This window comes from Streptomyces acidicola (genome assembly GCF_009377235.1).
GTDB lineage: Bacteria > Actinomycetota > Actinomycetes > Streptomycetales > Streptomycetaceae > Streptomyces > Streptomyces acidicola.
In genome coordinates, this window is the sequence record NZ_VMNX01000017.1 from 1 (window position 1) to 25,406 (window position 25,406).

At 70.0% G+C, this 25,406-nt stretch carries 26 protein-coding genes; 7 read left to right on the top strand and 19 right to left on the bottom strand.

Annotated features, from left to right (window positions below):
* Positions 1 to 1,796: ricin-type beta-trefoil lectin domain protein (locus tag FPZ41_RS07925; RefSeq protein WP_322619944.1), on the bottom strand; the 1,796-nt coding region annotated here is incomplete at its 3' end.
* 382 nt (positions 1,797 to 2,178) lie between these two features.
* On the opposite strand from FPZ41_RS07925, the gene FPZ41_RS07930 reads away from it, so the two are divergent.
* Positions 2,179 to 2,694, top strand: coding sequence for a mycothiol transferase (locus FPZ41_RS07930; RefSeq protein ID WP_152860463.1), 516 nt, complete (start codon positions 2,179 to 2,181; stop codon positions 2,692 to 2,694).
* Here FPZ41_RS07930 and FPZ41_RS07935 read toward each other — a convergent pair.
* From FPZ41_RS07935 to FPZ41_RS07955, 5 genes are all read right to left on the bottom strand, one after another.
* A complete protein-coding gene (locus tag FPZ41_RS07935; RefSeq protein ID WP_152860465.1) occupies positions 2,676 to 3,746 on the bottom strand; it encodes an adenosine deaminase in 1,071 nt (356 codons plus the stop codon). The genes FPZ41_RS07930 and FPZ41_RS07935 overlap by 19 nt on opposite strands.
* 196 nt (positions 3,747 to 3,942) lie before the next feature.
* A complete protein-coding gene (locus FPZ41_RS07940) occupies positions 3,943 to 4,335 on the bottom strand; it encodes a VOC family protein (RefSeq protein ID WP_152860467.1) in 393 nt (130 codons plus the stop codon).
* Between the two features lie 222 nt (positions 4,336 to 4,557).
* Positions 4,558 to 5,463 (bottom strand): oxidoreductase, encoded by a 906-nt coding sequence (locus tag FPZ41_RS07945; protein ID WP_152860469.1) that lies wholly within the window; start codon positions 5,461 to 5,463, stop codon positions 4,558 to 4,560.
* 42 nt (positions 5,464 to 5,505) lie between these two features.
* A complete protein-coding gene (locus FPZ41_RS07950) occupies positions 5,506 to 6,873 on the bottom strand; it encodes a PI-PLC domain-containing protein (protein WP_152860471.1) in 1,368 nt (455 codons plus the stop codon).
* 68 nt (positions 6,874 to 6,941) lie between these two features.
* Positions 6,942 to 7,829, bottom strand: coding sequence for a glycoside hydrolase family 19 protein (locus FPZ41_RS07955; protein WP_322619945.1), 888 nt, complete (start codon positions 7,827 to 7,829; stop codon positions 6,942 to 6,944).
* Positions 7,830 to 8,123: 294 nt separating this feature from the next.
* Between FPZ41_RS07955 and FPZ41_RS07960 the strand changes: the two genes are divergently transcribed.
* Complete coding sequence (locus FPZ41_RS07960; RefSeq protein WP_152860473.1) at positions 8,124 to 9,209, top strand: acyl-CoA dehydrogenase family protein; 1,086 nt, start codon at positions 8,124 to 8,126, stop codon at positions 9,207 to 9,209.
* Positions 9,210 to 9,278: 69 nt separating this feature from the next.
* Here the strand turns inward: FPZ41_RS07960 and FPZ41_RS07965 are convergent, their stop codons facing one another.
* From FPZ41_RS07965 to FPZ41_RS07980, 5 genes are all read right to left on the bottom strand, one after another.
* On the bottom strand, positions 9,279 to 10,424 hold the full coding sequence (locus tag FPZ41_RS07965; protein ID WP_322619946.1) for an LLM class flavin-dependent oxidoreductase: 1,146 nt from the start codon (positions 10,422 to 10,424) through the stop codon (positions 9,279 to 9,281).
* A 168-nt stretch (positions 10,425 to 10,592) separates the two neighbouring features.
* A complete protein-coding gene (ssuE, locus tag FPZ41_RS07970; RefSeq protein WP_152860475.1) occupies positions 10,593 to 11,147 on the bottom strand; it encodes an NADPH-dependent FMN reductase in 555 nt (184 codons plus the stop codon).
* Between the two features lie 101 nt (positions 11,148 to 11,248).
* Complete coding sequence (locus FPZ41_RS49810) at positions 11,249 to 11,491, bottom strand: hypothetical protein (RefSeq protein ID WP_152860477.1); 243 nt, start codon at positions 11,489 to 11,491, stop codon at positions 11,249 to 11,251.
* Positions 11,492 to 11,579: 88 nt separating this feature from the next.
* Positions 11,580 to 11,663 (bottom strand): putative leader peptide, encoded by an 84-nt coding sequence (locus FPZ41_RS50170; protein WP_350955400.1) that lies wholly within the window; start codon positions 11,661 to 11,663, stop codon positions 11,580 to 11,582.
* 149 nt (positions 11,664 to 11,812) lie between these two features.
* A complete protein-coding gene (locus FPZ41_RS07980) occupies positions 11,813 to 12,250 on the bottom strand; it encodes a hydrolase (protein ID WP_322619947.1) in 438 nt (145 codons plus the stop codon).
* A 182-nt stretch (positions 12,251 to 12,432) separates the two neighbouring features.
* Here FPZ41_RS07980 and FPZ41_RS07985 point away from each other — a divergent pair, with 182 nt between their 5' ends.
* The gene (locus FPZ41_RS07985) at positions 12,433 to 12,882 is read left to right on the top strand and encodes an SPW repeat protein (RefSeq protein ID WP_152860479.1); all 450 of its coding nucleotides are present in this window, start codon (positions 12,433 to 12,435) and stop codon (positions 12,880 to 12,882) included.
* A 97-nt stretch (positions 12,883 to 12,979) separates the two neighbouring features.
* Here the strand turns inward: FPZ41_RS07985 and FPZ41_RS07990 are convergent, their stop codons facing one another.
* Positions 12,980 to 13,747: an ArsR/SmtB family transcription factor gene (locus tag FPZ41_RS07990; protein ID WP_152860549.1), complete on the bottom strand. Its 768-nt coding sequence runs from the start codon at positions 13,745 to 13,747 to the stop codon at positions 12,980 to 12,982.
* Positions 13,748 to 13,972: 225 nt separating this feature from the next.
* Here FPZ41_RS07990 and FPZ41_RS07995 point away from each other — a divergent pair, with 225 nt between their 5' ends.
* Together FPZ41_RS07995 and FPZ41_RS08000 are read left to right on the top strand one after the other, a co-directional pair.
* Positions 13,973 to 14,542 (top strand): GNAT family N-acetyltransferase, encoded by a 570-nt coding sequence (locus tag FPZ41_RS07995; RefSeq protein WP_152860481.1) that lies wholly within the window; start codon positions 13,973 to 13,975, stop codon positions 14,540 to 14,542.
* Positions 14,543 to 14,609: 67 nt separating this feature from the next.
* Positions 14,610 to 14,873, top strand: coding sequence for a GlsB/YeaQ/YmgE family stress response membrane protein (locus FPZ41_RS08000; RefSeq protein ID WP_131560049.1), 264 nt, complete (start codon positions 14,610 to 14,612; stop codon positions 14,871 to 14,873).
* A 73-nt stretch (positions 14,874 to 14,946) separates the two neighbouring features.
* On the opposite strand, the gene FPZ41_RS08005 is transcribed toward FPZ41_RS08000, so the two are convergent.
* Together FPZ41_RS08005 and FPZ41_RS08010 are read right to left on the bottom strand one after the other, a co-directional pair.
* Positions 14,947 to 15,738 (bottom strand): GNAT family N-acetyltransferase, encoded by a 792-nt coding sequence (locus FPZ41_RS08005; protein WP_152860483.1) that lies wholly within the window; start codon positions 15,736 to 15,738, stop codon positions 14,947 to 14,949.
* 88 nt (positions 15,739 to 15,826) lie between these two features.
* Complete coding sequence (locus tag FPZ41_RS08010) at positions 15,827 to 18,211, bottom strand: glycoside hydrolase family 65 protein (protein ID WP_152860485.1); 2,385 nt, start codon at positions 18,209 to 18,211, stop codon at positions 15,827 to 15,829.
* Positions 18,212 to 18,414: 203 nt separating this feature from the next.
* On the opposite strand from FPZ41_RS08010, the gene FPZ41_RS08015 reads away from it, so the two are divergent.
* Complete coding sequence (locus FPZ41_RS08015; RefSeq protein WP_152860551.1) at positions 18,415 to 18,891, top strand: nucleoside deaminase; 477 nt, start codon at positions 18,415 to 18,417, stop codon at positions 18,889 to 18,891.
* 66 nt (positions 18,892 to 18,957) lie between these two features.
* Entirely contained in the window at positions 18,958 to 20,085 is a 1,128-nt protein-coding gene (locus tag FPZ41_RS08020) for an acyltransferase family protein (protein WP_152860487.1), read from the top strand.
* 138 nt (positions 20,086 to 20,223) lie between these two features.
* On the opposite strand, the gene FPZ41_RS08025 is transcribed toward FPZ41_RS08020, so the two are convergent.
* From FPZ41_RS08025 to FPZ41_RS08045, 5 genes are read right to left on the bottom strand one after another with little or no spacing between them, the layout of a single operon-like run.
* Complete coding sequence (locus FPZ41_RS08025) at positions 20,224 to 21,243, bottom strand: Gfo/Idh/MocA family protein (protein WP_152860489.1); 1,020 nt, start codon at positions 21,241 to 21,243, stop codon at positions 20,224 to 20,226.
* Between the two features lie 26 nt (positions 21,244 to 21,269).
* On the bottom strand, positions 21,270 to 22,172 hold the full coding sequence (locus FPZ41_RS08030) for a sugar phosphate isomerase/epimerase family protein (protein WP_152860491.1): 903 nt from the start codon (positions 22,170 to 22,172) through the stop codon (positions 21,270 to 21,272).
* A gap of 1 nt (position 22,173) precedes the next feature.
* Positions 22,174 to 23,085, bottom strand: coding sequence for an ATP-binding cassette domain-containing protein (locus tag FPZ41_RS08035; protein WP_152860493.1), 912 nt, complete (start codon positions 23,083 to 23,085; stop codon positions 22,174 to 22,176).
* An 8-nt stretch (positions 23,086 to 23,093) separates the two neighbouring features.
* Positions 23,094 to 24,170, bottom strand: a complete 1,077-nt coding sequence (locus FPZ41_RS08040) for an ABC transporter permease (RefSeq protein WP_152860495.1) — start codon at positions 24,168 to 24,170, stop codon at positions 23,094 to 23,096.
* Positions 24,170 to 25,186, bottom strand: coding sequence for a sugar ABC transporter substrate-binding protein (locus tag FPZ41_RS08045; protein ID WP_152860497.1), 1,017 nt, complete (start codon positions 25,184 to 25,186; stop codon positions 24,170 to 24,172). Before FPZ41_RS08045 ends, FPZ41_RS08040 begins: the two co-directional genes overlap by 1 nt.
* Between the last annotated feature and the right edge of the window lie 220 nt (positions 25,187 to 25,406).

The window sequence follows — 25,406 nt, forward strand, 5'->3', positions numbered from 1 at the left end:
GGCTCCGGGGTGGGTGACGGTGCGGGGGGAGGTGCGGGCGTGGCTGGTTTCGGGGCCGCCGCCGAGCCGTCCGTCACCCGGGAGACCGATTCGATCTGCACGGACTCGACCGAGTTGTCGATGGCCCACTGCTGTGACGCGTTGTCGTCCGTGAGCTCCTTGAGGACCAGGGTGGCTCCCTCCTCGGCGGAGGACGGCGTCAGCGTGAGTCCCAGGCCGCCTCGGGGCAGCAGGCCGCCGTCGAGAGTGAGGTCGTAGCGGACGCGCCCCTGGAGTGCGGGGTCCGCGCAGGAGCCGAGCCGGGCGGAGGGACCGAGGCGGGAGTCGAGGCACAGCTCGGTGTCCGCCAGACTGCGCAGCAACCCACCGGTGTCGTACGACCACTGCTGCCGCACCGACGATGTGCACATGGTGAGCACGACCTCCGTGCCCGCGGCCGCCTTCGTACCGTGGACGCCGGCGCAGAGCCCGTTGTCGGCGTTGCGCAGACGGCCGTCCAGCGGGCCGCTCACCAGGACACCCGTCCCGATGCCGGACGGCTGCGTGCCAGGCGCACCCGCCGTGGAAGTCGCCGCGCCGGAAGGGAGACGGGACACCGGTTCGCTCCCGCCCGCCGAGGTCAGGGCCAGCGAGGCCAGTACGCATCCGCTCACCATCAAAACCGTGAGCGCCATCTGCTGACGCCGGGTGAGACGCCGGGCTCCGACACCGCGCAGCACGTCGCCGCTCAGCGAGCGGAGGACGCCGGGGGACCCGGGGCGCGCCGCGTGACGAGGGCCGGTCGACGGGGCGGGCCGCCCGGTCTGCGCAGCCGGTGGGTAACCGTCGCCCCAGCTGACCGATCCGACCAGTTCGGCCGATCCGACCGATCCGACCGATCCAGCCGGAGGATGCGGAGCGCGACCGGCCGCGACCGCCGACCCGGCGGGTCCGCCAGGGGCACCCCCGGGCGCCATCGCCCCGTCCTCGGCCACCCACGAATCGGCGCCATCTGCCGCTCTCGCGGCTCCCTTCCCCCGCCCTGGCCGGGAGTCGAGGTAGGCCCCCGCGCCCCAGCCCAGCACCGCCTCGGCCAGCAGGACGGCCGGACGGTCGCCCGAGTGGTCCAACTGGTCGGCGCCGTAACGGCAGTGCGGGCAGCCCGCCAAGTGCTGCCGCAGGTCCGGGTCGAGTCCCAGGTCGCCGCGTCGGAGCGACACGTCCAGCAGCCGGCTGAAGCGACGGCACTCCTCGTCGGGGGCGGTCTCCTGGTGCGCCCGCATGCAGGCGTCACGCAGCAGCGCCCGTGCGCGGGTCGCCTTCACGGCGGCGTACTCAGGGGTGATCCCGAGGAGCGCGGCCGGTGCGGCGAGGCCCTCCGCCTCCACCTCGGCGTGCCACAGGATGCAGCGGGCACGCTCCGGGAGCCCGTGGAAGGCACGGGAGACGATCTTTCGGTCGTCCGCGGGGAGAAGCCGTGCCGTGGCGCGGCCGGTGGCCTCCGGACCGGATCTCAGCCCCGGGTGGAGCATCGTCCGCCGGTTGCTCGTGTCCCATTCCTCCGCGATACGGCGCACCGTGACCAGCAGATGGGGCCGCCATGCGGCTGTCGGGCCCGACTGGCGAAGAGATTCCTCGAATACTCTCGTGAATGCCGCGGTGGTGAGCATCCCCGCGTGTTGTGGGCCGCTGGTGTACTGGGTCGCGTACGAGAGGACGGCACCCCGGTGCCGGGCGAGCAGTTCCCCGACGGGTTGATGCGCGGACCGCCCACGGAAACACCTCTTCAGCTCGGCCGCCAGCTCTTCGTCCGTCACACCGAACGGACGAGCAGAACTCGGGGAATTCGGAAAGGTCGCGTCATTCACGTCCGATGTCCTCCGGGCTGTGTGCATACAGCACTCGGGCGCTCCTGTCTGTGCACCGACGGGCGCCACCTTTGCACAGAGCGTGGTCCCGCAACAAGCGATCGCCGGTTTTCCCTTCCGAAGTCCCTTAAGGGCATTGCCTGTTCAGGTGACCGCAGAAGAGGAGAATTCAAGGAGATTCGATGACGAAGAAGCCGAGACACCTGAAGTAAGCACCGATTTGAACTCGGCGAATAGGCGGCCACCCGGCGGAATCAACGATTCAACCCACAAAGAAACGCATCCGTGACTTCGGAGGCGAATCCTCCCCTCGTACGAGAGGCTGGATGTCATGCACTCCAAGGACGTTCTCACCGACGCATTCGGCCGCATCAGCGAAGAGGTCCACGCCGTCGTCGAGGGCCTCTCCCCCGACGACCTCAACACCCCGCCGCAGGACGGCGCCAATTCCGTTTCCTGGCTGGTCTGGCACCTGACGCGTGTCCAGGACGACCACGTGGCGGGCGTGGCCGGCCAGGAGCAGGTGTGGCTGGCGGACGGCTGGGCGGACCGCTTCGGTCTGGGGCTGCCCGCGCACGACACGGGATACGGGCACACGCCAAGGAAGGCCGCCCGGGTGCGGGTGGACTCGGGCGACCTGCTGCTCGGTTATTACGACGCGGTGCACGAGCGGACGCTGGCCTTCGTGGCCGGGCTCCACGTCAAGGACCTCGACCTGGTCGTGGACGAGAGCTGGACCCCCGCCGTCACCCTCGGCGTCCGGCTGGTCAGCGTCCTGGCCGACGACCTCCAGCATGTCGGCCAGGCCGCGTACGCACGAGGTCTGCTTCAGCGCGCGGACTCGTAGCCGGGCAGCACCACGTCCCGGATGAGCGCGTTGCGCTCGTCGAAGGAGATGAAGGCGCTCTTGAGGGCGTTCACCGTGACCGTGCGCAGGTCGTCCAGGGTCCAGCCCGCCTCCTCGACCAGCAGGGACATCTCGCGGGTCATGGTCGTGCCCGACATCAGGCGGTTGTCGGTGTTGAGGGTGACACGGAAGCCCAGGTCCTTGAGGGCCGTGATGGGGTGCTCGGCGATGGAGGCGGCCGCGCCGGTCTGGAGGTTGGAGGTGGGGCACATCTCCAGGGCGACGCGCCGGTCGCGCACCCAGCCCGCGAGCCGGCCGAGCTTGCCGTCGACGATGTCGTCGGTGATGCGGACGCCGTGCCCGATGCGCTGCGCGCCGCACACCTGGAGGGCCTGGTGGATGCTGGGCAGTCCGTGGTCCTCGCCGGCGTGGATCGTGAACGGGACGCTCTCGCGGCGCAGGTACTCGAAGGCCGCCAGGTGGTCGGCGGGCGGGAAGCCGTCCTCGGCACCGGCGATGTCGAAGCCGACGACACCCGCGTCCCGGAAGGCCACCGCCAGGTCGGCGATCTCCCGACTGCGGTCGAACATGCGTATAGCGCAGAGCAGAGTGCCGACGCGCACCGGGGTGCCCGCCGACGCCGCCCGGGCCATGCCCGAGGCCAGGCCCTCCTGCACGGTCTCGACGACTTCGGGGAGGGTCAGCCCGCTCTTGAGCATCAGCTCGGGGGCGTAGCGGACCTCGCCGTAGACGACACCGTCCGCGGCCAGGTCGAGGACGTACTCCTCGGCGGTGCGCAGCAGGCCCTCGCGCGTCTGGAGCACGGCGAGCGTGTGCTCGAAGGTGGTCAGGTAGCGGACCAGGTCGCCGGAGTCCGCGGACTCGCGGAACCAGGCGGCGAGTGCGTCCGGGTCGGTCGTGGGCAGGCTGTGGCCGACCTCGTCCGCGAGTTCCACGAGGGTGGCGGGGCGCAGACCGCCGTCGAGGTGGTCGTGCAGCACGGCCTTGGGCAGGCGGCGGACGGTGGCGGTGTCGATGCGGGGCGCGGTCATGCGTGTCGTTCCTCGGCGGATGGTTCTGGGGAGGGTGATCGGATCGCTCGGGTACAGGCAGATCTCGGGTACAGGCAGATCTCGGGTACAGGCAGATCTCGGGTACAGGCAGATCTCGGGTACAGGCAGATCTCGGGTACGGGGAGGTCTCGGGTACGGGGAGATGCGGAGATCGGGAGTTCGGGCGTCCCTGGAACTACCCGGAAGGCTGGAGCAGGTCCCAGCGGTTCCCGTACAGGTCCTGGAAGACGGCCACGGTGCCGTACGGCTCGTCGCGCGGCTCCTCCAGGAACCTCACGCCCGCCGCACGCATGCGCGTGTGGTCGCGGGCGAAGTCGTCGGTGTGCAGGAAGAAACCCACGCGTCCGCCGGTCTGGTCGCCGACCCGGGCGCGCTGCGCCCCGTCCTTGGCACGGGCCAGCAGCAGTGCGCTGCCGTGCCCTTCGGTGCCCGGCTCGACGACGACCCACCGTGACCCGTCGGGCCGTGGCGCGTCCTCGGCGAGCCGGAACCCGAGCGCCTCCGTGTAGAAGCGGATCGCCTCGTCGTAGTCGTCGACGACGAGGGTGACCAAAGCGATGCGTCTCATGGGCCTCTCGCGTGCATGCCGGGGGGTGGATGCCTCGTTATACGTAACACGCAGGGTACGGCATCCGCCCAGCAGGCCGATGCCGGCCCGGACCGGGCACAGCCCGCGGCCCACCGGGCGGCGCAGGCACGACCCGCCCCGGCGGCCGCGGGCTGTGGTGCCTTCCTGCGGAAGACGGGAGCGGACCTCACAGCGAATTGCACGCGTACGAGGCCCGCGCGCTCAACCCGCCTTCAGGCGCAGCCCGTCCAGCCGGGCCGTCTCGTCGGCCGTGAGGCGGAGCGCCCCCGCGGCCACGTTCTCCACCAGGTGGTGCGGATTGCCCGTGCCGGGGATCGCGAGGACATGTGGGCCCTGGTGGAGGGTCCAGGCCAGCCGGACCTGGGCCGCGGTCGCGTCGTGGGCGCGGGCGATCGCACGCACCTCGTCATCCTCCGTGTCGCCCCGGCCCCGTGCGCCGCCTTCACCGGCGATCGCGAAGAACGGCACGAAGGCGACGCCCTGTTCACCGCAGAGCCGCAGGACCTCGTCGGACTCGGGGTCCGAGGCGTCGAGACCGAACCTGTTCTGCACGCACACCACCGGGGCGATGGCCTGCGCCTCGGCGAGGTGCCGGGGCTCGACCCCGGAGATCCCCAGGTGCCGGATCAGCCCGGCCTCCCGCAGTTCGGCGAGGGCACCGAAGTGCTCGGTGATGGAGTCCTGGCCCATCCGACGCAGGTTCACGACGTCGAGGTGGTCGCGGCCCAACTGGCGCAGGTTCTCCTCGACCTGGCCGCGCAGCTGGTCGGGCCGGGCCGCGGTGCCCCACTCCCCCGAGTACTCACGGTGCGGTCCGACCTTGGTGACGATGACCAGGTCGTCCGGGTAGGGATTGAGGGCGCTGTTGATCAGTTCGTTGGCGGAGCGCAGGGATGAGAAGTAGAAGGCGGCCGTGTCGATGTGGTTGACGCCGAGGTCGATCGCCTGCCGCAGCACGGCGATCGACCGGTCGCGGTCGCTCGGCGTGCCGTGCTGGAAGGCTGCGCTGCCGGTCAGCCGCATCGCGCCGAATCCGAGGCGGTTGACGGTCAGATCGCCGAGTGTCCAGGTGCCCGCGGCCTGCGCGGGGCTCGTCTGCGAGGTCATCGACGGAGTCTCGCACGGGCCGCGGGCGCCTTCTCGTCACTCTTACGGATACACGTATGTGTTCAGGGTGGTCACCGCCGACGCCGCGTTGCCCAGGTTGTAGTGGTCGACCGCAAGGAAGTTGGGCTTCTTGCGGGCGGCGGGCTGGCAGAACCGCTGGGCGCGGTCGGCGAGTTTGGTGTTGTCCGTGGAGGCCGTTGAGGTGATGGGGACGTCACGGAAGTGGTTCATGACGAACAGGGGGCGGAAGGCCGACTCGGTGTGGGTCAGCGGGATGTTCGTGTTCGCGTCGTACCAGCGGCTGTAGCACGACCAGTCGGAGGAGCCGACGCCCGAGCCCATGGACCAGTAGTTCTCGACCGTCCACTCGCGCTGGTACATGACGCCGAAGGTGTCCCGGGTGAGTCCGGCGGACTGGTCGGCGGAGCGGCTGTGGTCGGTGAGGATCAGCAGTCGGTCGTTGGCCGCGATCAGGTCGGCCAGCTTGGGCCAGCCGTTCTGCCGTACGCCGGTCTGGTCGGGCCGGTAAAGGACGTCCGAGAGCCCGTTGACGCGGGCGAGTTCGCTGCGCAGCACGCCCGGGTCGACGTAGTCCTCCAGGAAGACGGTGACGAACTCGTTGGGGTTCTGCTTGAGGAAGTCCACGATGCGCTGGATGTCGACCCACAGGGCGACCGGGTTGCTGACGAGGGTGCAGCTGTTGTGGCAGAGGATGGCGCCGTCGGAGGTCTGATGGATGTCGAGCATGAACCCTCGTACGCCGTCCGAGAGTTGCTGGTTGATGCCGCGGGACTGGTTCGGCGCCAGATTCACGAAGGGCGGGGCGAAGCCGCCGTCGACGCCGTTGGCGTAGGCGTTGTGGGAGGTGAGGAACGTGACCTGGTCCAGGGTCCGCTGGTTCTGGGGCGGCATGGGGCTGGTCGCCCCGGTGACGGGGGTCAGGTACCAGGCGGCGAGGCCGCTCGCCGAACCGATGGCCAGTTGTACGGGGTAGTTGGAGCCGGACGGCTTCGCGCCGACGGTCAGGTAGCGCTCGGCGCCGGGGACCTTCAGCCGGTACTGGTCGGCGCCGAGCTCCGTGACGTCCCACGCCGCGTCGCCGCTCGTGCAGGCGACGGTGCGCGCCTGGTCGCCGGAGCGGCCGAGGCAGCTGCCCGCGGTGTCGGTGCTCTCCAGGACGTACGAGGATCCACTCGCCCTCGGGGTCCACTGCTGGCGGTCCTCGTTGCCCTTGGGCCGGTGCTGCTCCACCGCTCCGCCGTTGTCGGCGGCGTTGAGTCCGGTGGTGGCGCTCTGCACGTAGTAGGCGCCGGGGGCCGGGACCGCTGCGGAGGCGGTGGGTAAGGGGGCGACGACCGCCGCGGCGAGCGCGGCGGTCGTGGCGAGCAGGGCGGTGCGGGGGGTTGGCATCTCGGTGCCCTTCATCGGGTGGACCAGTGGATGATCAGGTGCATGACATCATGGGCCACCGTGCGCCGTCAGCAGTAGAGGTTGCCGCCGGGTGAAGTCCCGAGGATCTGTGTGAACCGCTGGTAGTTGTTCACACGGCTCTGTACCTGCGCGGGGTTCTTTCCGTCGCACTCCAGGGAGCCGTTGATGCTGCGGATCGTCTGGCCGAAGCCCGCGCCGTTCACCATCGCGTTGTGACCGGTCATGGTGCCGGGTCCGGACTGCGTGTTCCAGTACCAGAGGGCGGTCTTCCAGGCGACGGCGGCGTCGTTCTGCACCAGCCACGGGTTGCCCAGGAGGTCGATGCCGAGCGCGTCGCCGGCGGCCTTGTAGTTGAAGTTCCAGCTGAGCTGGATGGGGCCGCGCCCGTAGTAGGCGGCCTGGCCGGCCGGGCAGCCGTACGGCTGGTTCCAGTCGCAGTAGGTGGGGTAGTTGGAGGTGTTCTGCTCCACGATGTGCACCAGGCCGCCCGTCTCGTGGCTGACGTTGGCGAGGAAGGCCGCCGCCTCCTGCCTCTTGACGGTGTCACTGCCGGTGTTGGCGAACGCCGGGTAGGCGCTCATGGCCGTGACGAGACCGCTGTACGAGTAGAAGGAGTTCCGGTTCGGGAACATCTGGTTGAACTGGGCCTCGCTGACGACGAAGGCCGCAGGGTTCCCGGGGCCGCTGTCGCAGGCGTACGGCTCCCAGTACCAGGTGCTGATCGTGGGGTCGTACCCGGGGTTGTCGTGCTCGGCGATGTACGCCTTGCCGTCGGTGTAGCGGACGATGTCGCCGGTGACGTACGCCTTGCCGGCCACCCAGCTCGGGTAGCTCGAACAGGCCGCGGCGGACGCGTTCTGGGCGGGCAGGAGGACGGGTGTGGCGGCTGCGATGACGAGAGCGGTCAGGACCGAGGAGATGCGGCGTCTCAACACGGGATCAACTCCTTTGCGGAACACGGCCGCACCCGTCGCAGGACAGGCTGGAGCAGGCCCTCGTGCACCCGCGCCGGCTGGACCGGTCACGGCGTGGGGGCGGCCGTGGTGGGGGGCTGTGATGGCACACTCAACCGCTTTGGTCTGTACCAAGTCAAGGGTGTAGACCAGTCAATCGAACCCCGGCTCGTCCGGCGAGACGCTCTCTCCTGCCCCGCACGAACGACACGCCTCCTGTGCGAACGACAAGCCCCGGATCGGCGCGCGCGTCACGCCACCAGGAGAATCGTCCGTATGACCACAGCGCCCCATCCGCTCGTCAGCCGCGCCCGCCAGCTCGCGGACGATCTCCTCGCGCCGTACGCGGAGCGGGTCGACCAGGAGGGCCTGCCCGAGAGCCATATCGAGGCCGTGAAGCGGTCGGGCCTGCTGGGCGTGGGCGCCCCGGTGGAGTACGGCGGTGCCGGGGCGCCCTCAGCGGTGGCCCGGGAGATCGCCGAGATCCTGGCCGGGGCGTGCTGCTCCACGTGGTTCGTCCAGACCCAGCACCACACGCCGGTGAAATTGCTGGCGGATTCCCGGTTCCCGGTCCGCGAGCGGCTGTTGCGCCCGCTGGCCACCGGCGAGCTGCTCTCCGGCGTCGCGTACGCCCAAGTCCGAGCCTTCCCACGGGTCCTGGTGCGGGCGACCCCCGAGCGCGGCGGCTGGCGCTTCGACGGCACCGTGCCGTGGTACACCGGCTGGGGCCTGAACGACGTGATGCTGCTGGCGGGAGTGAGCGCCGACGACGAGGTGGTCTTCGCCGCCACCGAGGCCCGCGAGCAGCCGGGGATGCGCCCCTCCCCACCGATGAAGCTCGCGGCACTCACCGCCGGCCGCACGGTGTCCCTGCAACTGAACGGCCTGTGGCTGCCGGAGGACGCCCTGGTGCTGCGCACCCCGCAGGAGCGGTTCGCGCTCGTGGACCGGCCCCGGAACACCAACGTCTCCCCGGCCGTCTTCGGCGTGGCGTACGCGGCGCTGGGCCTGCTGGAGTCCGCCCCGGACGCGACGGAGACCGCGCGTTCCCTGCGCAGCCACCTCGACAGCGTCCGGCAACAGGCCTACGCCCTCGCCGACCACCCCGTACCGCACGAACGCGTGGACGAGCGACTGGCGCTCAAGACGCGGGCGCACGACCTGATGCGCACCGCGACCACCGCCGCGATCGTGGCCGTCGGCGGACGCGCCCTGACGCTGGGCAACCGTGCCCAACGGCTGGCGCGCGAAGGAATGTTCTTGCTGATCCAGGGACAGACGGCGCAGGTGCGCCAGGCGCAGTTGGAGGCGCTGCGGACCTCAGTACCGAGCATGAGCGGGGAGTCGGCCCGCCGCGAGTAGCCGACACCCCGGGGGTGTCGACGGCGAAGCACCCACGGGCCCAGGACCGGGCGGGCCGGTCCCCGTCCTTCAGCTCGCGAACGGCACCCCGGCGGCGGCGGGGGCGGCCGTCCCCGCGTACGGGTACCGCCACAGCCCCTGGGCGGCCAGGCGGGGCAGGACGCCCTCGCCGAACCAGTAGGCCTCCTCCAGGTGCGGGTAGCCGGAGAGCACGAACTCGTCGATGCCGAGGGCGTGGTACTCCTTGATCCGCTCGGCGACCTCGTCGTGGCTGCCGACCAGGGCGGTGCCCGCGCCACCGCGGACGAGGCCGATACCGGCCCACAGGTTGGGATGGATCTCCAGGCTGTCCCGGCTGCCCCCGTGCAGGGCGAGCATGCGCTGCTGGCCCTCGGACTCGCTGCGGGCGAGCCCGGCCTGTACGGACGCCACGGTGTCCGGGTCGAAGCCGTCGAGCAGGCGGTTCGCCTCGGCCCACGCCTGCTCGGAGGTGTCGCGGGTGATGACATGCAGCCGGATGCCGAAGCGGAGGGTACGGCCCTCCTTGGCGGCCAGTCCGCGGATCCAGGCGATCTTCTCGGCGACCTTGGCGGGCGGCTCGCCCCAGGTGAGGTAGACGTCGACGTGCCGGGCGGCGACCTCGCCGGCGACGGGTGAGGAGCCCCCGAAGTACACCTCGGGCACGGGGTCCGGCAGGCGGGCCAGTGTGGCGTCCTCGACCTGGAGGTGCTCGCCGGCCAGGTCGACGGTCTTGCCCTCCCACAACCCCCGTACGATCTGCAGGAATTCGCCGGTACGGCGGTAGCGGGCGTCCTTGTCGAGGAAGTCGCCGTACGCGCGCTGCTCGTGACTCTCGCCGCCGGTGACCACGTTGAGCAGGAGCCGTCCGCCGGAGTGCCGCTGGAAGGTGGAGGCCATCTGCGCGGCAAGCGTCGGCGAGACGAAGCCGGGCCGGAACGCGACCAGGAACTTCAGCCGCTCGGAGTTCTGGCTGACCATCGCGGTGGTCAGCCACGCGTCCTCGCACCAGGCCCCGGTGGGGGTCAGCGCGCCGACGAAACCGAGGTCCTCGGCGGCTCGGGCGATCTGGCTCAGATACGCGACCGTGGGCGGCCGGTCCCGGCCGGAGGCGGTGGCCGGGGTGCCGTGGCCTCCGCCGACGACGTGGCGGCTGTCGCCGTTGGTGGGCAGGAACCAGTGGAAGGTGAGCGTCACCGGGGTCTCCGATCGGGTGGTCCGTGGGGAGGGTGGGGGCTTGAGGGCTCTCGAAACAGGGCTGGCGCAACGGGGTTGGCGAAACAGGGCGCTCAGAGCAGGCCGTGTCGGGGACGGCGGCGTGCAGGGCCTCGACGTCGTCGGTGACTGCTCGGGGCGGACACGGTGTCAGCTCGCCGCCGCCAGGAGCGGGGCGCGACCCAGCGCGGCGGAGAACTGGTCGACGACCTGGGTGAGCGCCTCGGTCGCGGCCGGGGCGATGGCGAGGGAGCCGTCGTCGTCCGTGGTGATGTGCTTGTCGAGGGTGAACCAGCCCTGGACGATGTGCGCGGCGCCCATGGAGTTGAGCACCGGGCGGAGCGCGTAGTCGATGGCCAGCACGTGGGCGGTGGTGCCGCCGGTGGCCAGCGGCAGCACGGTCTTGCCGGTGAGGGCGAACTGCGGGAGGAGGTCGAGGAGCGCCTTGAGGACGCCGGAGTAGGATGCCTTGTAGACGGGGGTGGCGATGACGACGCCGTCGGCGCGCTCCAAGAGCTCCGTGGCCTCGACGATGGCGGGATGCCTGAAGTCGGCCCCCAGCAAGGCCTCGGCGGGGATCGTGCGGACATCCAGGGGGATCACGTCGTGCCCTTGTGCGACCAGCCGGGTGTCGAGGTGGCGGAGCAGTTTCGCCGTACGGGAGGAGACGGAAGGGCTGCCGGAGACGGACAGGACGGTGGCCATGGTCCCTCATTTCGTGAAGTGGGCGAGCCTCCGCCCATGAGGTGCACGAGCGGAGCGTGGGTGGCCCGGGGCGTACGGGGATGCCGGGCGGGCGGGTGCGGTCAGGCGTGGGCGGTGACGAACTCGGCCTGGGAGTGGGCGAAGCCGTCGTTGCCTTCGCGGTCGGCCTGGGCCGCGATCTGACGGATCGTCTTGCGAGCCGCAGCCTTGGGGGCGGGGGTGATGAGGAACCCGTTGAGGCCGAACTTCGGTGGTGTACGGCTGACTTGGCCCCGCCGCAGTCGGCGGTTCAGACGGTGGATTGATGGAATGCGCCGCGTGAGCCGAGGCCGTCCGGGCCGCACGGCTGCGGCGAATCGGGTGCCGCCGCACGGCACAAAGGGCGTACGACGCGTGGCGGGCGCGGCGGAATCGGGAGGAGCTTCGGTCCGCTCAGGCCGCAGGGCAACAGGAGGCACTGGAGACACGCGCGAGGTCGACATGGCGTCGCCGCGTGAGGTCCAGTCGCATCATCATGTCCTGGATCGTGGCAGCCGCCGGTCCGGATGGTCAAGGAAAAGCCGACCGGTCTCGTATCGCGGACCATCGAAAGGTGGCGGGCGACGAACCGCCGGTTGGCCGAGTGCCTGGCCGCCGAGGGGCACCCTCGCACATCCGACGCCGCGTCACCCGCGCCTTGCGCGTTTGAAGCCGATGAGGTTCCGGTAGCGGTCACGTGCGGCGAAGTCGGCCATGCTCCACACCGCCGGATGTCCCACCTCGGCGCTGAGGTGGAGCACCCGCCGCTCCCCCACGACCACGCCGACATGGGCACCCCAGGCGTTCTCGGTGGCGTTGAAGAGGGCCAGGTCCAGGGGTTCCGCCTCGGACACGCGGACGGTGCGCCCGGTGTCGTCCCACAACTCGCTTGACCGCCAGGCCGGAACGTCGATCCCGTACAGCCGGAGCACCTCGTACGCGAAGAGCTGACAGTTGGCGCCGGCGACGAGGCCGGGATTCTCCTTGACGGACCGCGCTCCGGGGAAGCGGGCACCCGCATACGGGGTCGACCACCACGTCTCGGGAATGCCTGCCAGAAGCTTCTCCTCGCTCAGCTCTCCCACGCACCCTTCCGATTAATAGAACACACATTCCCACGTGTAGGCACTCCGACCACTCCTCCATCTCACTAAACTCACCCACCACTACACATAAGGATGAAATAAGCGCAGAATGAGGGTACGTGGTGCTTACCGCACACCTCATCAGACGCGGTCAGTCCCGCTGAGAGCGAAGGAGACGAGTCATGGCCAACGTCTCACACAGGGGTGACATAGCCGGCCATCCCGACGTGACCGAAATGCGGGAGAGGTACGCCCGCGTGCTCGGCGGTCGCGATGTTGTGTTCATGGACGGACCAGTGTTCCTACTCGGTCTGTACTGCGCCGCATCCCCGTGGATACTGCACTTCACGACCAGCCAGCCTGCTCTGGCCCCGCACAACCTGATCATCGGCGTCGCCATCGGCCTGCTGGCCCTGGGTTTTACCGCCGCACCGCAGAGGATGTACGGCCTGAGCTGGGCCACCTCCGCCATCGGTGTCTGGTTGATCATCTCACCGTGGATCGTCGGTACGGGCCCGGACGCCGGCGTCATCATCAACAACGTCGTCATCGGCGGTCTGGCCGTGGTGCTGGGGATGCTGTGCGCGGCCACGGCGGCCAGGGCCACATCAAGGAGCTCGGCTCCGATGTGACAGAAACGCCCGCGAGGGAAACCGATGGCCGGTCCGCCTCGGCGGGCCGGCCGCCGCCGTGACGGTCACCGCTGCCACCACTGGAAGAAGGTGCCGGTCAACGGCTCGGCACCAGCCACGGCTGCTGCGGAAGCGTGCTGCCGGTCTCCAGCAGCGACTTGAGATTGGACAGCACCGCCGGCCAGCCGGACGCCACGTCGGCGCGCGCACCCTCGTCCGGGAGGTCCTCGTGGGTCACCGTGAGGCGGACGATCTCGGCGTGCCGCTGGATGTCGAAGGTGACCCGGGAGTACTTGTCCTCCTGCCCCTCCTCGTCCGGAGCGACCCAGGTGGTGACCAGGCGGGTCGGGCGCTCGCTCTCCACGACGCGGCCGACCACGTCGGCAGTGCCGGAGCCGTCGGTGCGGACGTGCTCCCAGCGTGAACCCGGCTTCCAGTCGGAGACGTTGCTGTGCCCCCAGTACGCGGCCGTCAGGTCGGCGTCGGTGAGCGCGTCCCAGACCTTCTCGGGCGTGCTCTCGATGTAGATGACGTACACGAATGTCGGCTTGTCGGTCATGACTTCCTCCGCTCGTCGCTTCACGGCGCCGAGCGCGCGCAGTCGCGGGCGCTCGAACTTGTCGATCCACCGCTCCTGGATCTCATGGAGCGGGACCGGATTGAGGTAATGCAGCTTTTCCCGTCCCCGCCGCACGGTGCTGACGAGGTTGGCGGCCTCCAGGACGACCAGATGTTGCGTCACCGACTGGCGCGCCATGTCGATGCGCTCGCACAGCTCACCCAGCGTCTGACCGTTGTGCTCGTGCAGCCGGTCGAGGAGCCGCCGCCTTGTCGGGTCGGCCAGCGCCTTGAACACCAGGTCCATACGGGAGCCACTCTCTGATCGCACACCCAACGTTATGCAGGCAATTACCTGCATGTCAATCGAGGGCGAGCCGAGCCGGGCGTCAGGGTGATCCGGCGACAGCGATCCGTGAGGCGGTACGGCGCACGGGGAAGCAGAGCCTTTACGTGCCCCCGACACAGCGGTCCCACCATGCCCCCACTGACGCCTCTGGCCGCTCACCCGCACCCCGGAGGGGATCACCTCATGGACGCCCAGGAACCTCTGCCCCTCCCGTCGCCCCTCCGGCTGCACGGCTTCGGCCTGCGTCTGCGCGAGTGGAGTGACGACGACCTGCCGGCCCTCGTCGCCCTGTACGACGACCCCGAGATCGCCCGATGGACTCCGGCACCCTCCCCCTTCGGCACGGCGGCGGCCCGCGCGTACCTCGCCGCCGCCTGCCGGAAACGGATCGACGGACGGGGCGTACACCTGGCCATCACCACGGACGGCAGGCTTCCCCTGGGCGAGGTCCTGTTGTTCCGCAGCGCCACCGACCCCCGGGACGCCGAACTGGCCTACGGCGTCGGGCCCGCCCATCGCGGCCGGGGCCTGGCCACCAAGGCGGTCCGCCTCGTCACCGAGTACGCCACCCGGCATCTGCGCCCGCGTCGCGTGGTCCTGTGCATCGAGGCGGAGAACGCGGCGAGCGAGGCCGTAGCGAGGTCGACCGGTTTCGAGCTCACGGACGACGAACCCGTCCGACGCAGGCACAAGGACCGCAATGTCGCCCTGCGGACGTGGTGCCACCGCGAAGAGGGAAGTGGATCGGACTGACCGGACTGCACCCGCGTCCTGCGGGAACACCCATAAGTACGGGGTATCCCGACGAAATGGGGTGGAGATGGAGATCTCCGGCATCATCAGTGCCATTGTTATCGGCATCATCATCGGCACACTGGGACGGCTCGTCGTCCCGGGACGTCAGCGCATCGGCATCCTGCTGACGATCCTCGTCGGTATCGTCGCGGCGCTCATCGGGTCCGCGATCGCCGCCGCGGTCGGCGTGGCGAACACCAGCGGTCCCGACTGGATCGAGTGGCTCATCCAGATCGGGCTGGCTGCACTGGGCGTCTCGGCGCTCGACCGGATACGGGCACGCCGTTGAGAGGAAGCCGAAGGCGTCCTCCTTGGTGATCAGGCAGGCGGCCCATGGTGGTGAGGGCGGCTGCGGGCCGCCCTCACGCCTCCGCGGGCACGGTCGGTGACACGTACGGCGTGGTCGTGGTCAGTGGTTCGAATCCCAGGCGTTCCAGGATGGGGCGGCTCTGGCTGGTGGCGTCCACCTGGAGATAGCGGTAGCCGTGCTCGGCGGCGACGCGGGCGCGGTGGGCCACGAGGGCGCGGTAGATGCCGCGGCCGCGCCAGCCCTCCACGGTGCCGCCGCCCCACAGGCCGGCGAAGCGGGTGCCGGGCAGCATCTCCATGCGCGCGGCGCTGATCGGGATGTCACCGGCGAGGGCCACGACCGCGACAACGGTGTCGGGAGCGGCGGCGAGCTGGGCGCGCAGTTGCCTGCGCATACGCGAGCTGTCCCGGCCGAATGCCTGCGCGTGGACGTCCGCCACCATGTCGACGCCCACCGCGTCGGTCACCGGGAGGAGCCGTACGCCCTCCGGCACCTCGACGTCGAGGTTCATCTGCCCGAACTCGGCGATCATCAAGGTCTCCTCGGGCTCGGGCGTGAACCCGGCGGCACGGAGCCTTCTGCCCAGGTCGACCGGGAGATCGTGCCCGTACAGCTTCCATTCGAACTCGCGGCCGAGCCCGGCGAAGTACCGCACCTGAGCGGCGATCGCCTCGTCGGCGGTCGTCTCGTCCAGGTCCGACCAGAGCACACCGTTCCAGCCGTGCTCGGCACCGACCTGCCGTACCACCCCGTCCGCGCGCTCGATCCGCGCACCGGGCGCGTCGGGGCGCGCCCCTTCCCGCATGTCCCGGTCGAAGAGGGCCAACACCCCGGCGTGACGCATATGCCCACTCCATCACCCGCAGCCCCGGCAGGCAATGGCATTCACTCGCCTCTCACGCGGACCCTCGAACCCCCGGGCTGCGGCCACGTCAGCCGGGCAGAGGGAGCGCACACGACTCCCCCGGGGCCACGGACACCGCACGGCCCGAGACGGCCACGGTGATCGGGGCCTCGTCGGAGTAGGGCACGGTGATGTGCAACTCCCCCTGTCGCAGGTGCAGTCGCACTCCCCAGTGGCCGCGGTAGCGGATCGAGAAGCCGTACTCCGACAGATCCGACAGCTCCGGCAGCGGTACGGGGTCGAAGCAGAGGCTGCCGTCGCGGGCCTCCAGGCCGGTCAGACCCCGCTGGACGAGGTCGAGGGTGCCGGCCATGGCGCCCAGGTGGATGCCCTCGCCGGTGGTCCCGCCGTGCAGGTCGGCGATGTCGCCGGCCAGCGCCTCCTGCACGAACGCCCAGGCCCGTGCGCCCCGGGCCCGCGCCAGTACCCAGCCGTGGACCAGGCTGCTGAGAGTCGACCCGTGGCTGGTGCGGGCCAGGTAGTGATCGACGGTGCGCCGCCAGGTCCCGTCGTCCAGTTCGTACCCCAACTGCTCGAACAGGGACTTGAGTTCGGCGGGCGGGAAGAGGTAGCCGAGCATCAGGACGTCGGCCTGCTTGGATGCCTGGTAGCGGTTGACGGAGTCGTCCTCCGCCTCCAGGATCCGGTCGAGGCGCCGGATGTCACCGTAGCGTTTCCGGTACCCCTCCCAGTCGAGCTCCGCGAGGTCCTCGTAGCCCGCGAACTGGCTGATGACGCCCGCGTGGAAGGGGACGTACAGCTTGCGGGAGACCTCCTCCCAGACGTCGGTTTCGGCGCGGTCCAGGCCGATGCGCTCGAACAGGTCACGGCGGCGCGTCGTGGGCAGGGCCCGCGTCACGTCGAGGGCTCGGGCGAGGACCCAGGCGGCCGTGACGTTGGTGTACGCGTTGTCATCGAGGCCCGGGCCGGCCGCGCCGGGGTAGGCCTCGTGGTACTCGTCGGGGCCGACGACCCCGCGGATGCGGTAGCGGCCCAGCGTCTCGTCGTACGCGGCGAAGTCGGCCCAGAAGCGGGCGATCTGGATGACCGTCTCGGCGCCCTTGGTGTGCAGGAACTCCGTGTCGCCGGTCGCCTCGCAGTACCGCCACACGTTGTACGCGATGGCCGAGCCCACATGGTGTTCCAGCCGGGAGTGGTCGGGCAGCCAGCGCCCCGAGCGCGGGTTGAGGTGCAGCCACTGGGTCTCCTCGCGGCCGTCGCTGCCGCTCTGCCAGGGGTACATCGCACCGCGGTGCCCGGCGTCGGCGGCGGCGAAGCAGGCGCGCTCCAGACGCCGGTGACGGTAGGTCAGCAGGGCCCGGGACACCTCGGGGAAGTGCAGGTTCAGGTACGGCAGCACGAACAGTTCGTCCCAGAAGACGTGCCCGCGGTACGCCTCGCCGTGCAGGCCCCGTGCGGGCACGCCCACGTCGAGTTCGGCGGTGTGCGGGGACAGGGTCTGGAGCACGTGGAAGAGGTGCAGGCGCAGTACCGCGCCCGCGCCGCCGGGCACGTCCGCCTCGGCGTTGCGCCACAACTGCTGCCAGGCCGTGCGGTGGGAGGCCAGCAGGGCGTCGACGTCACCGGAGCGCCGCACACGGTCGACGGCGGCGTACAGCGGATCGCTGATCGCCGGGTCGCGGGAGGTGTGCAGGGCGACGGTCTTGTCGACGGTCACCGTGTGGCCGTCGGTGACGGCCATCCGGAACACCCGGGCGATCCGCCCGTTGTCCCTGACGGTGCCGGCCTCGGCCGGGGCGTCCACCACGGTCCGTGCGGCGAGGCCGATGCGGATGTCGGAGGTCCTGGTGCGGCAGCGCAGCCAGACCGGTCCGCGCGCCGAGGTGCCGGTGTGGACGTGTGTGAGGTGCCGGGAGGACAGCTCGCGGTACCGCTCGACCCCGGAGTTGGTGACCGTCCCGTCGAGCGCGGACTCCACCTCGATCTCCCCCGACCATCCCTGGGGGGTCAACTCGGTGCGCAGCAGGGCGAGATGAGGGTCCCCCATGTGGACCAGCCGGAGCTGCCGCACGGCCAGGCACCGGCCGTCAGGGTTCTCGTAGCGCACGGTGCGCTCCAGGGTTCCCTCTCTCAGGTGCAGGCTCAGGTGGTGGTCGAGGACCTTGTGGGTGTCCGGGGAGAGCCAGTCGCCGGAGGCGATGCGGAAGCGCAGGGGAAGCCAGTTGGGCAGGTTGACCATGTCCTCGTTCTCGACGCGGCGCCCCGCGACCTGTGAGGTGAGCCGGTTGTAGCAGCCCGCCGCGTACGTGCCCGGGTAGTGCACGGCGTCGGCGGTGCACTCGGGGGCGGCTCCGCGGGTCGCGAAGTAGCCGTTGCCGAGGGTGCACAGCGACTCGCGCAGCCGCTCCTGCGCCGGGTCGTAGCCCTCGTACTCCCAGATCCACTCGCGCATTCCCAGCCCTCCGCCACCCGTGGCTCCGCACCGGCGTGGACCACCGGGACCTCGCCGTGACCAGCAGTTCACCACGGGTGGCCGTGGTGCGGGACGGGCCCACGCCGAGGAGGGCAGCTCACGTAGGCTGCGTGACGAGGATCGCGGTGTGGCCGGACGTCGTCCGAGCCGCGTGGACGGCGTCATGTGAAGGGGCGTACGAGATGGTGGACGACTCCGAGCTGCGGTACTTGCGGCGGTGCGTGGAGCTGGCGGCCGAGGCCCTTCAGGCCGGTGACGAGCCCTTCGGCTCGGTGCTCGTGGGCGCCGACGGGACCGTGCTGGCGGAGGACCACAACCGGGTGGCGTCCGGCGACCGCACCCGGCACCCGGAGTTCGAGCTGGCCCGCTGGTCGGCGGCGCACCTCACCCCCGAGGAGCGGGCCGCGGCGACCGTGTACACGTCGGGCGAGCACTGCCCGATGTGCGCGGCCGCCCACGCGTGGGTGGGCCTCGGACGTATCGTGTACGTCGCCTCCTCCGAGCAACTCTCCTCCTGGCTGGCCGAGTTGGGGGTGCCGGCGCCGCCGGTACGGACCCTGCCGGTCACCGAGGTCGCTCCCGGTGTGGCCGTCGAGGGCCCGGTGCCCGGGCTGGACGAGGAGGTGCATGCCCTGCACCGCCGGTTCCACCGGGGCTGAAACGGGGAGGAATGAGACCCGCGGGACGGGGCAGGCGGTCGGGATCCGTTCGTCGAGATGCGGAGGATGTCCGGAAACGTGACGCAGTACCCGGCGACCCTGACCGTGCCCCCTGTCCGAAAAACGCCGCCCGCCCGGGGACCCTCGTCCAGGGACCCGTACTTCGACAACGCGAAGTACCTGACCATCGTGCTGGTGGCGTGCGGGCACGCCTGGGAGCCGCTGACCCACGGCAGCCGGGCGGCCACAGCCCTGTATCTGACCGTCTACGCCTTCCACATGCCCGCGTTCGCGCTGATCTCCGGGTACTTCTCGCGGAGCTTCGACATGGCCCCGGGCCGGCTGCGGCGGCTGCTGACGGGGGTCGTTCTGCCGTATGTCGTCTTCGAGACGGCGTACACGCTCTTCTACCGCTGGGCGCAGAACGACTGGGGGTATCCGCTGAGCCTGCTGGATCCCTGGTACGTGATGTGGTTCCTGATGGCGCTGTTCATCTGGCGGATCACCACTCCGGTCTGGCTGGCGCTGCGGTATCCGCTGCCGGTCGCGCTCGGTCTCGCGGTGCTGGCCTCGGTGTCACCGGACCTCGGCGGTGACATCTCGATCCAGCGGACCCTGCAGTTCCTGCCGTTCTTCGTGCTCGGGCTGACGCTACGGGCCGAGCATTTCGAGCGGCTGCGCACCCGGCGGGTCCGGCTGTGGGCGCTGCCCGTGGGGGTGGGCGCGCTGGTGACGGCATACGGGGTGGCGCCCTGGTTCAGCGCGTCCTGGTTCTACCACCGGGGTGCCGTCACGGGTCAGGGCGTGTCGCGCTGGGCGGGGCTGGTCAGCACACCGGCGCTGTTCTGTCTGGCGCTGTTGCTGACGGCGTGCTTCCTGGCGTGGGTGCCGAAGCGGCGGACGTGGTTCACGGCGCTGGGTGCGGGGACGATGTACGGCTACCTGCTGCACGGCTTCGTCATCAAGTCGTCCCGCTTCTGGGAGTGGTACGCCCCCGCCTGGGTGCGTACCCCACTCGGTGAGATCGCGGTGACGGCGCTGGCGGTCGGCGGGATCACGCTGCTGTGCTCGCCGCCGGTGCGGGCGGTGTTCCGGTGCGTGGTCGAGCCGCGGATGGAGTGGGCGTTCCGCTCCTCCGGCAACGAGGCGCCCCGGAACAGGGATGTGCCCCAGGAGGCCGCGCAGACGCGCTGACGGCCTCCTGGGGCACCACGGATCTTCCAGGCGGACTTGGCTGAAGCCCCGTGCAGTACCCGCCCGTAGGGGCGCGGGGAACTGCGCGACCAGCCCCCACCGGCCCGCAGATTCATCACCGCGCATCCAGCGGAGCGCCTAGCGGTAGAAGGCGGGCCGCTCGATCAGCTCGACCTCGACCCGGCCGCCCTCGGACTGGGCGCGGACGCCCGCCTCGCAGACCGCCGCCGTGGCGTAGCCGTCCCACACGCTGGGCCCGGTGACCTCGCCGCGCCGGGTGGCGTCCACCCAGGCCTGGACCTGGCGGTCATAGGCAGCGGCGAACCGCTCCACGAAGTCCTGGGCGATGGTGCCGCCCCAGCGGCCGGCCATGTCGGTGACGAGCGACTGCTCCTCGCCGATACGGGCGGTGCCGCGCTCGCAGACCGCTTCGGCCTTCACCTGGTAGCCGAAGCCGCAGTTGACGTTGATCTCGACGTCGACGATCGCGCCGCCGTCGGTCTCGAAGAGGACGAGCTGCGGGTCCGACACGCTCTCGGGCGCGTTCTCGGAGGGCGTCGGGCGCAGGACGGTGACCGCCGTGATCTCCTGGTCGAGGAGCCAGCGGGTCACGTCCATCTCGTGCACCACGGAGTCGTTGATGAGCATCGCGGTGGTGAAGCCGGGCGGGCTGGCGGCGTTGCGGTGCCGGTTGTGGAGCATCAGCGGCCGGCCGAGCTGCCCGCTGTCGAGCAACGCCTTGAGCTTCATGTACTCGGCGTCGTAGCGCCGCATGAAGCCCACCTGGACCAGGCGGTGGCCCAGCTTCTGCTCGGCCTCCATCACCCGCAGCGCGGAGGCCGCGTCGGGGGTGAGCGGCTTCTCGCACAGCACCGGCAGGTCGTGCTCGAACGCCGTCAGCAGGGCCGCCTCGTGAGCGGGCCCCGGTGAGGCGATGAGCACGGCGTCGACGTCCTCCGCGGCCATGGCGGCGACCGGGTCGGTGTACGCGGTACAGCCGTCGATGCCCTCGGCGAGTCGCTTGGCCCGCTCGGCGTCGATGTCCACGACGGCGGACACGCGCGCCCCGCTGATCACCTCGTCGATGCGACGTACGTGATCGGCCCCCATCCGGCCGGTGCCGATGACGGCGACGCCGAGCGTTCCACGCTGAGTCATGGTGGGTGGTGGTCCCTTCGAGTGGGTCAGGCGCCGCAGGAGCGGAGGAACTTGCGGGTGCGGACCGCGATGGGCAGCGGCTTGTCCGGCTCGCAGGGGTACATGTCCTGCTCGACGATCGCGAACAGGTCCACGCCCAGCCCCTGGGCCGCGGTCAGTACTGGCTCCAACTCCGGTACGCCCGCCGGGGGTTCGCACATCACACCGCGCTGGACCGCGGGGCCGAACGGAACACCGTTCTGCACCACGTCGGCCAGGATCTCCGGGTCGACCTGCTTGAGGTGCAGATAGCCGATGCGCTCGCCGTACGTCTCGATCAGCTTGACGCTGTCGCCGCCGCAATAGGCGTAGTGCCCGGTGTCCAGGCAGAGGTTGACGAGCCCGGAGTCCGTCGAGTCGAGGAAGCGCTCGACGTGCTCCTCGGTGTCGATGTGCGTGTCCGCGTGCGGGTGCACCACGATGTCGAGCCCGTACGTCTCCTTGACCTCGCGCCCGAGCCGCTCCATGCCCTTGCTGAGGTGGCCCCACTGCTCGGTGGTGAGTTCGGCCGGCTCGATGATCTCGGCGGACTTGTCGTCCCGCCAGAACGACGGGATGACCACCAGGTGCTTCGCGCCCATGGCCTGGGTGAGCGCGGCGACCTGGCCGACGTGCTCCCAGGTGGCGTCCCAGACGGACGGGCCGCGGTGCAGCGAGGTGAAGACCGTGCCGGCCGACACCTTGAGGTCGCGCTTGGTGACCTCGTCGGTGAGCCGGGCCGGGTCGGTCGGCAGATAGCCGTACGGTCCGAGCTCGATCCAGGAGTAGCCGGCCTCGGCGACCTCGTCCAGGAACCGTTCCCAGGGCACCTGCTGCGGGTCGTCGGGGAACCAGACGCCCCAGGAGTCAGGGGCCGAGCCGACCCGGATGCGGTCCAGGGCAGAGGTCATGTCAGGACTTTCCTTCCGAAGTTGCCGCCACGGATGCCGTGAGGTCCTCCTCCTCGGGGAGCTCCTCGACGTCGACACCGCTGACCTGGGCCAACTCGTGCTTGAGCGCGGCGAGTTCGGCACCACCCGCCATGTGGTTGGTGAGCTCTTCGAGGCTGATCTCACTGCGCGGGGCGCTGAGCTCCATGGTGCCCAGGCGCAGCACGCTGAAGTGGTCGCCGACCATGTAGGCGTGGTGCGGGTTGTGGGTGATGAAGATGACGCCCAGGCCGCGGTCGCGGGCGGCGGCGATGTACTTGAGCACCACACCCGACTGCTTCACACCGAGGGCGGCGGTCGGCTCGTCCAGGATCAGCACGCGGGCGCCGAAGTAGACGGCCCGGGCGATCGCCACACACTGACGCTGACCACCCGACAGCGTGCCGATCGGCTGCTCCAGGTCGTCGAGGACGATGCCCATGTTGCGCAGCTCTTCGTCCGCGGTCTTCTTCATCTTCTCGATGTCGAGGCGGCGGAGGGGCCAGGCGCCCTTGGTCATCTCCGAGCCGAGGAAGAAGTTGCGCCACACCGGCATCAGCGGCACGGTCGCCAGGTCCTGGTACACGGTGGCGATACCGCGGTCGAGTGCTTCACGCGGGGTGGAGAAGTGCACCGGTTCGCCGTCGACGAGGAACTCGCCCTCGGTGTGCCGGTGCAGCCCGGAGATGATCTTGATGAGGGTGGACTTGCCGGCGCCGTTGTCGCCCAGCACGCACGTGACCTTGCCGGGGTGCACCTGGAGGTCGACGCCGTGCAGGGCGCGGATGTTGCCGTACGCCTTGCCCGCACGGCGCAGTTCCACGGTGGGGGTGCCGTCCGTGGGCGGGGTGTCCTTCAGGACGGCTCCCGCGGCCTGGGATTCGTTGGTAGCCATGGGTCACTTCACCTCCGGGTCGCCGTGCGTCGGACCCACAGATTGATCAGGGTGGCGCCGAGCAGCATCACGCCGAGGAAGGCCTTGAACCAGTCGGGGTTCCAGCCGGCGTAGACGATGCCCTGGTTGACCATGCCGAACATGAACGCGCCGAAGACCGGACCGATCGCCGAGCCGTAGCCGCCGGTCAGCAGACAGCCACCGATGACCGCGGCGGCGATGTAGATCAGCTCCTGCCCGACGCCCTCACCGGACTGCACGGTGCTGAAGGAGAACAGGTTGTGCATGCCCACGAACCAGGCGCCGAGCCCGACCAGCATGAACAGCGAGATCTTCGTGAACGTGACCGGCACACCCACCGCGCGGGCGCTGTCCTGGTTGCCACCCACCGCGAAGATCCAGTTGCCGTACTTGGTACGCAGCAGCACCCAGGTGGCCAACGCCGCGAACACCAGCCAGTACACGACGGTTATCTTGACGGTGACGCCGCCGACCTGGAACGTCGAGGCGAAGATCGCCTTCGCCTGGGCGAAGCCGTCCATGTCGCTGATGTTGTCGGTGGCCACGTTCCCGGTGACCAGCTTCGTGACCGCCAGGTTGACGCCCTGCAGGATCAGGAACGTTCCCAGGGTGACCAGGAAGCTCGGCAGGCCGGTCTTGACCAGCATCCACCCGTTGAACGCCCCGACCGCCAGGGAGACCACCAGGGCGGAGATGACACCGACCCAGACGTTCATGCTGAGCTGGTAGCTGACCATGCTCGCGGTCAGCGCCGAGGTGATCACCGCGACACCGGCGGAGAGGTCGAACTCGCCGCCGATCATCAGCAGGGCCACGGGCAGGGCCATGAGCCCGATCGTCGACGACTGGTAGAGGATGTTGGCCATCGCGCTGGCCTCGCGCACCGGCGGTGCCGCGGCCAGGAAGAAGACGTACACCGCGACCGCGCCGAGGAAGACGCCCACTTCGGGGCGGGCGAGCAGCTTCAGCGCCAGGGGGCGCTGCGCGGTTCGCCCGTCGCTCTGTTTGGGGCCGGAGGCCGGCGGTGTCTCCACCGCCGGCGCAGCCTGTTGAGTCATGCTCATCACCGAGTGCCCTTCGCGGCGAACTTGGCGACCGCCTCGACGTTGGACTTGTCCACGAAAGCCGGACCGGTCAGCACCGGGGCCTCGCCGCCGCCCATGTAGTTGCCGTTGTTCTTGTACAGCCACAGCGAGTCGATCGACAGGTAACCCTGCAGGTAGGGCTGCTGGTCGACCGCGAACGCGATGTCGCCGTCCTTGATCGCGCCGGTCAGTTCCTTGTTGAGGTCGAAGGTGGCGACCTTCGCCTTGCTGCCCGCCTCACCGACCGACTGCGCCGCGGTCAGTGCGAACGGGGCGCCGAGTGCGACGACGTAGTCGATGGAGGAGTCCTGCTTGAGCTTCGCGTTGATCGTCGACTTCACCGACGGCATGTCGGTGCCGTTGACGTTGAGGTTCTCCGTCTTGCCCTCGAACGTCTTCTTCACGCCCGCGCAGCGCTGCTCCAGGCCGACGTTGCCCTGCTCCTGGATGACGCAGACGGCGTTCTTGGCGCCTTCCTCGTTGAGCTTCTTGCCCAGCGCCTCGCCCGCCACCGTCTCGTCCTGCCCGAAGAACTCCAGCAGGTTCAGCGACTTCCAGTCGCTGAGGCCCGAGTTCAGGCCGACGACCGGGATGCCCGCCTTCTCCGCGTTGGCCACGGCGTCCTTCATCGCGTCCGGCTTGGCCAGGGTGATCGCGATGCCGTCGACCTTCTGGTCGATCGCGTTCTGGACCAGGTTGGCCTGGTTGCCCGCGTTCGGGTCCGCCGAGTAGATCAGCTTGATGTTGTCCTTGGCCGCGGCCGCCTCGGCACCCTTGCGGACGATGTCCCAGAACGTGTCGCCGGGCGCCTGGTGGGTGACCAGCGCGACCGTCATGCGGGGAGTGCTCGCCTTGCCCGCGGAGGCGTTGTCGCCGCCCTCCTCGGACTTCTTGCCGCCCGAGCCGCTGGAGCAGCCCGCTATGAGCAGCGCGGACGCCGCTGCCAGGGCGACGAAGGGCGCGACTCGGCGGGAGCGGGCGTGAAAACGATCCATCTTTCCTTGCACCTCACTGTGCTTCCGGGGGGGGAAAGTGAACGGGACGGCGTCGGGCGAGAGGCCCGCCGCGGGCCCGGGCATTGAGAGCCTGGGTCATTGTGCCGGTGAAGCGGCGGTGTTGTTGGGACGGGATACAAACGCCTGTCCCACCCAGCTGTCAATACTTTGTTAAGACATCATTTCAGTTGCAGGTCCGAATGTCAGTACAAACGCTTGA

Coding starts and splice junctions, on each gene's coding strand:
- FPZ41_RS07930 (WP_152860463.1), top strand. CDS start 2,179: ATGCACTCCAAGGACGTTCTCACCGACGCATTCGGCCGCATCAGCGAA.
- FPZ41_RS07935 (WP_152860465.1), bottom strand. CDS start 3,746: ATGACCGCGCCCCGCATCGACACCGCCACCGTCCGCCGCCTGCCCAAG.
- FPZ41_RS07940 (WP_152860467.1), bottom strand. CDS start 4,335: ATGAGACGCATCGCTTTGGTCACCCTCGTCGTCGACGACTACGACGAG.
- FPZ41_RS07945 (WP_152860469.1), bottom strand. CDS start 5,463: ATGACCTCGCAGACGAGCCCCGCGCAGGCCGCGGGCACCTGGACACTC.
- FPZ41_RS07950 (WP_152860471.1), bottom strand. CDS start 6,873: ATGCCAACCCCCCGCACCGCCCTGCTCGCCACGACCGCCGCGCTCGCC.
- FPZ41_RS07960 (WP_152860473.1), top strand. CDS start 8,124: ATGACCACAGCGCCCCATCCGCTCGTCAGCCGCGCCCGCCAGCTCGCG.
- ssuE (WP_152860475.1), bottom strand. CDS start 11,147: ATGGCCACCGTCCTGTCCGTCTCCGGCAGCCCTTCCGTCTCCTCCCGT.
- FPZ41_RS50170 (WP_350955400.1), bottom strand. CDS start 11,663: ATGATGATGCGACTGGACCTCACGCGGCGACGCCATGTCGACCTCGCG.
- FPZ41_RS07985 (WP_152860479.1), top strand. CDS start 12,433: ATGGCCAACGTCTCACACAGGGGTGACATAGCCGGCCATCCCGACGTG.
- FPZ41_RS07990 (WP_152860549.1), bottom strand. CDS start 13,747: ATGGACCTGGTGTTCAAGGCGCTGGCCGACCCGACAAGGCGGCGGCTC.
- FPZ41_RS07995 (WP_152860481.1), top strand. CDS start 13,973: ATGGACGCCCAGGAACCTCTGCCCCTCCCGTCGCCCCTCCGGCTGCAC.
- FPZ41_RS08000 (WP_131560049.1), top strand. CDS start 14,610: ATGGAGATCTCCGGCATCATCAGTGCCATTGTTATCGGCATCATCATC.
- FPZ41_RS08005 (WP_152860483.1), bottom strand. CDS start 15,738: ATGCGTCACGCCGGGGTGTTGGCCCTCTTCGACCGGGACATGCGGGAA.
- FPZ41_RS08010 (WP_152860485.1), bottom strand. CDS start 18,211: ATGCGCGAGTGGATCTGGGAGTACGAGGGCTACGACCCGGCGCAGGAG.
- FPZ41_RS08015 (WP_152860551.1), top strand. CDS start 18,415: ATGGTGGACGACTCCGAGCTGCGGTACTTGCGGCGGTGCGTGGAGCTG.
- FPZ41_RS08020 (WP_152860487.1), top strand. CDS start 18,958: ATGTCCGGAAACGTGACGCAGTACCCGGCGACCCTGACCGTGCCCCCT.
- FPZ41_RS08025 (WP_152860489.1), bottom strand. CDS start 21,243: ATGACTCAGCGTGGAACGCTCGGCGTCGCCGTCATCGGCACCGGCCGG.
- FPZ41_RS08030 (WP_152860491.1), bottom strand. CDS start 22,172: ATGACCTCTGCCCTGGACCGCATCCGGGTCGGCTCGGCCCCTGACTCC.
- FPZ41_RS08035 (WP_152860493.1), bottom strand. CDS start 23,085: ATGGCTACCAACGAATCCCAGGCCGCGGGAGCCGTCCTGAAGGACACC.
- FPZ41_RS08040 (WP_152860495.1), bottom strand. CDS start 24,170: ATGAGCATGACTCAACAGGCTGCGCCGGCGGTGGAGACACCGCCGGCC.
- FPZ41_RS08045 (WP_152860497.1), bottom strand. CDS start 25,186: ATGGATCGTTTTCACGCCCGCTCCCGCCGAGTCGCGCCCTTCGTCGCC.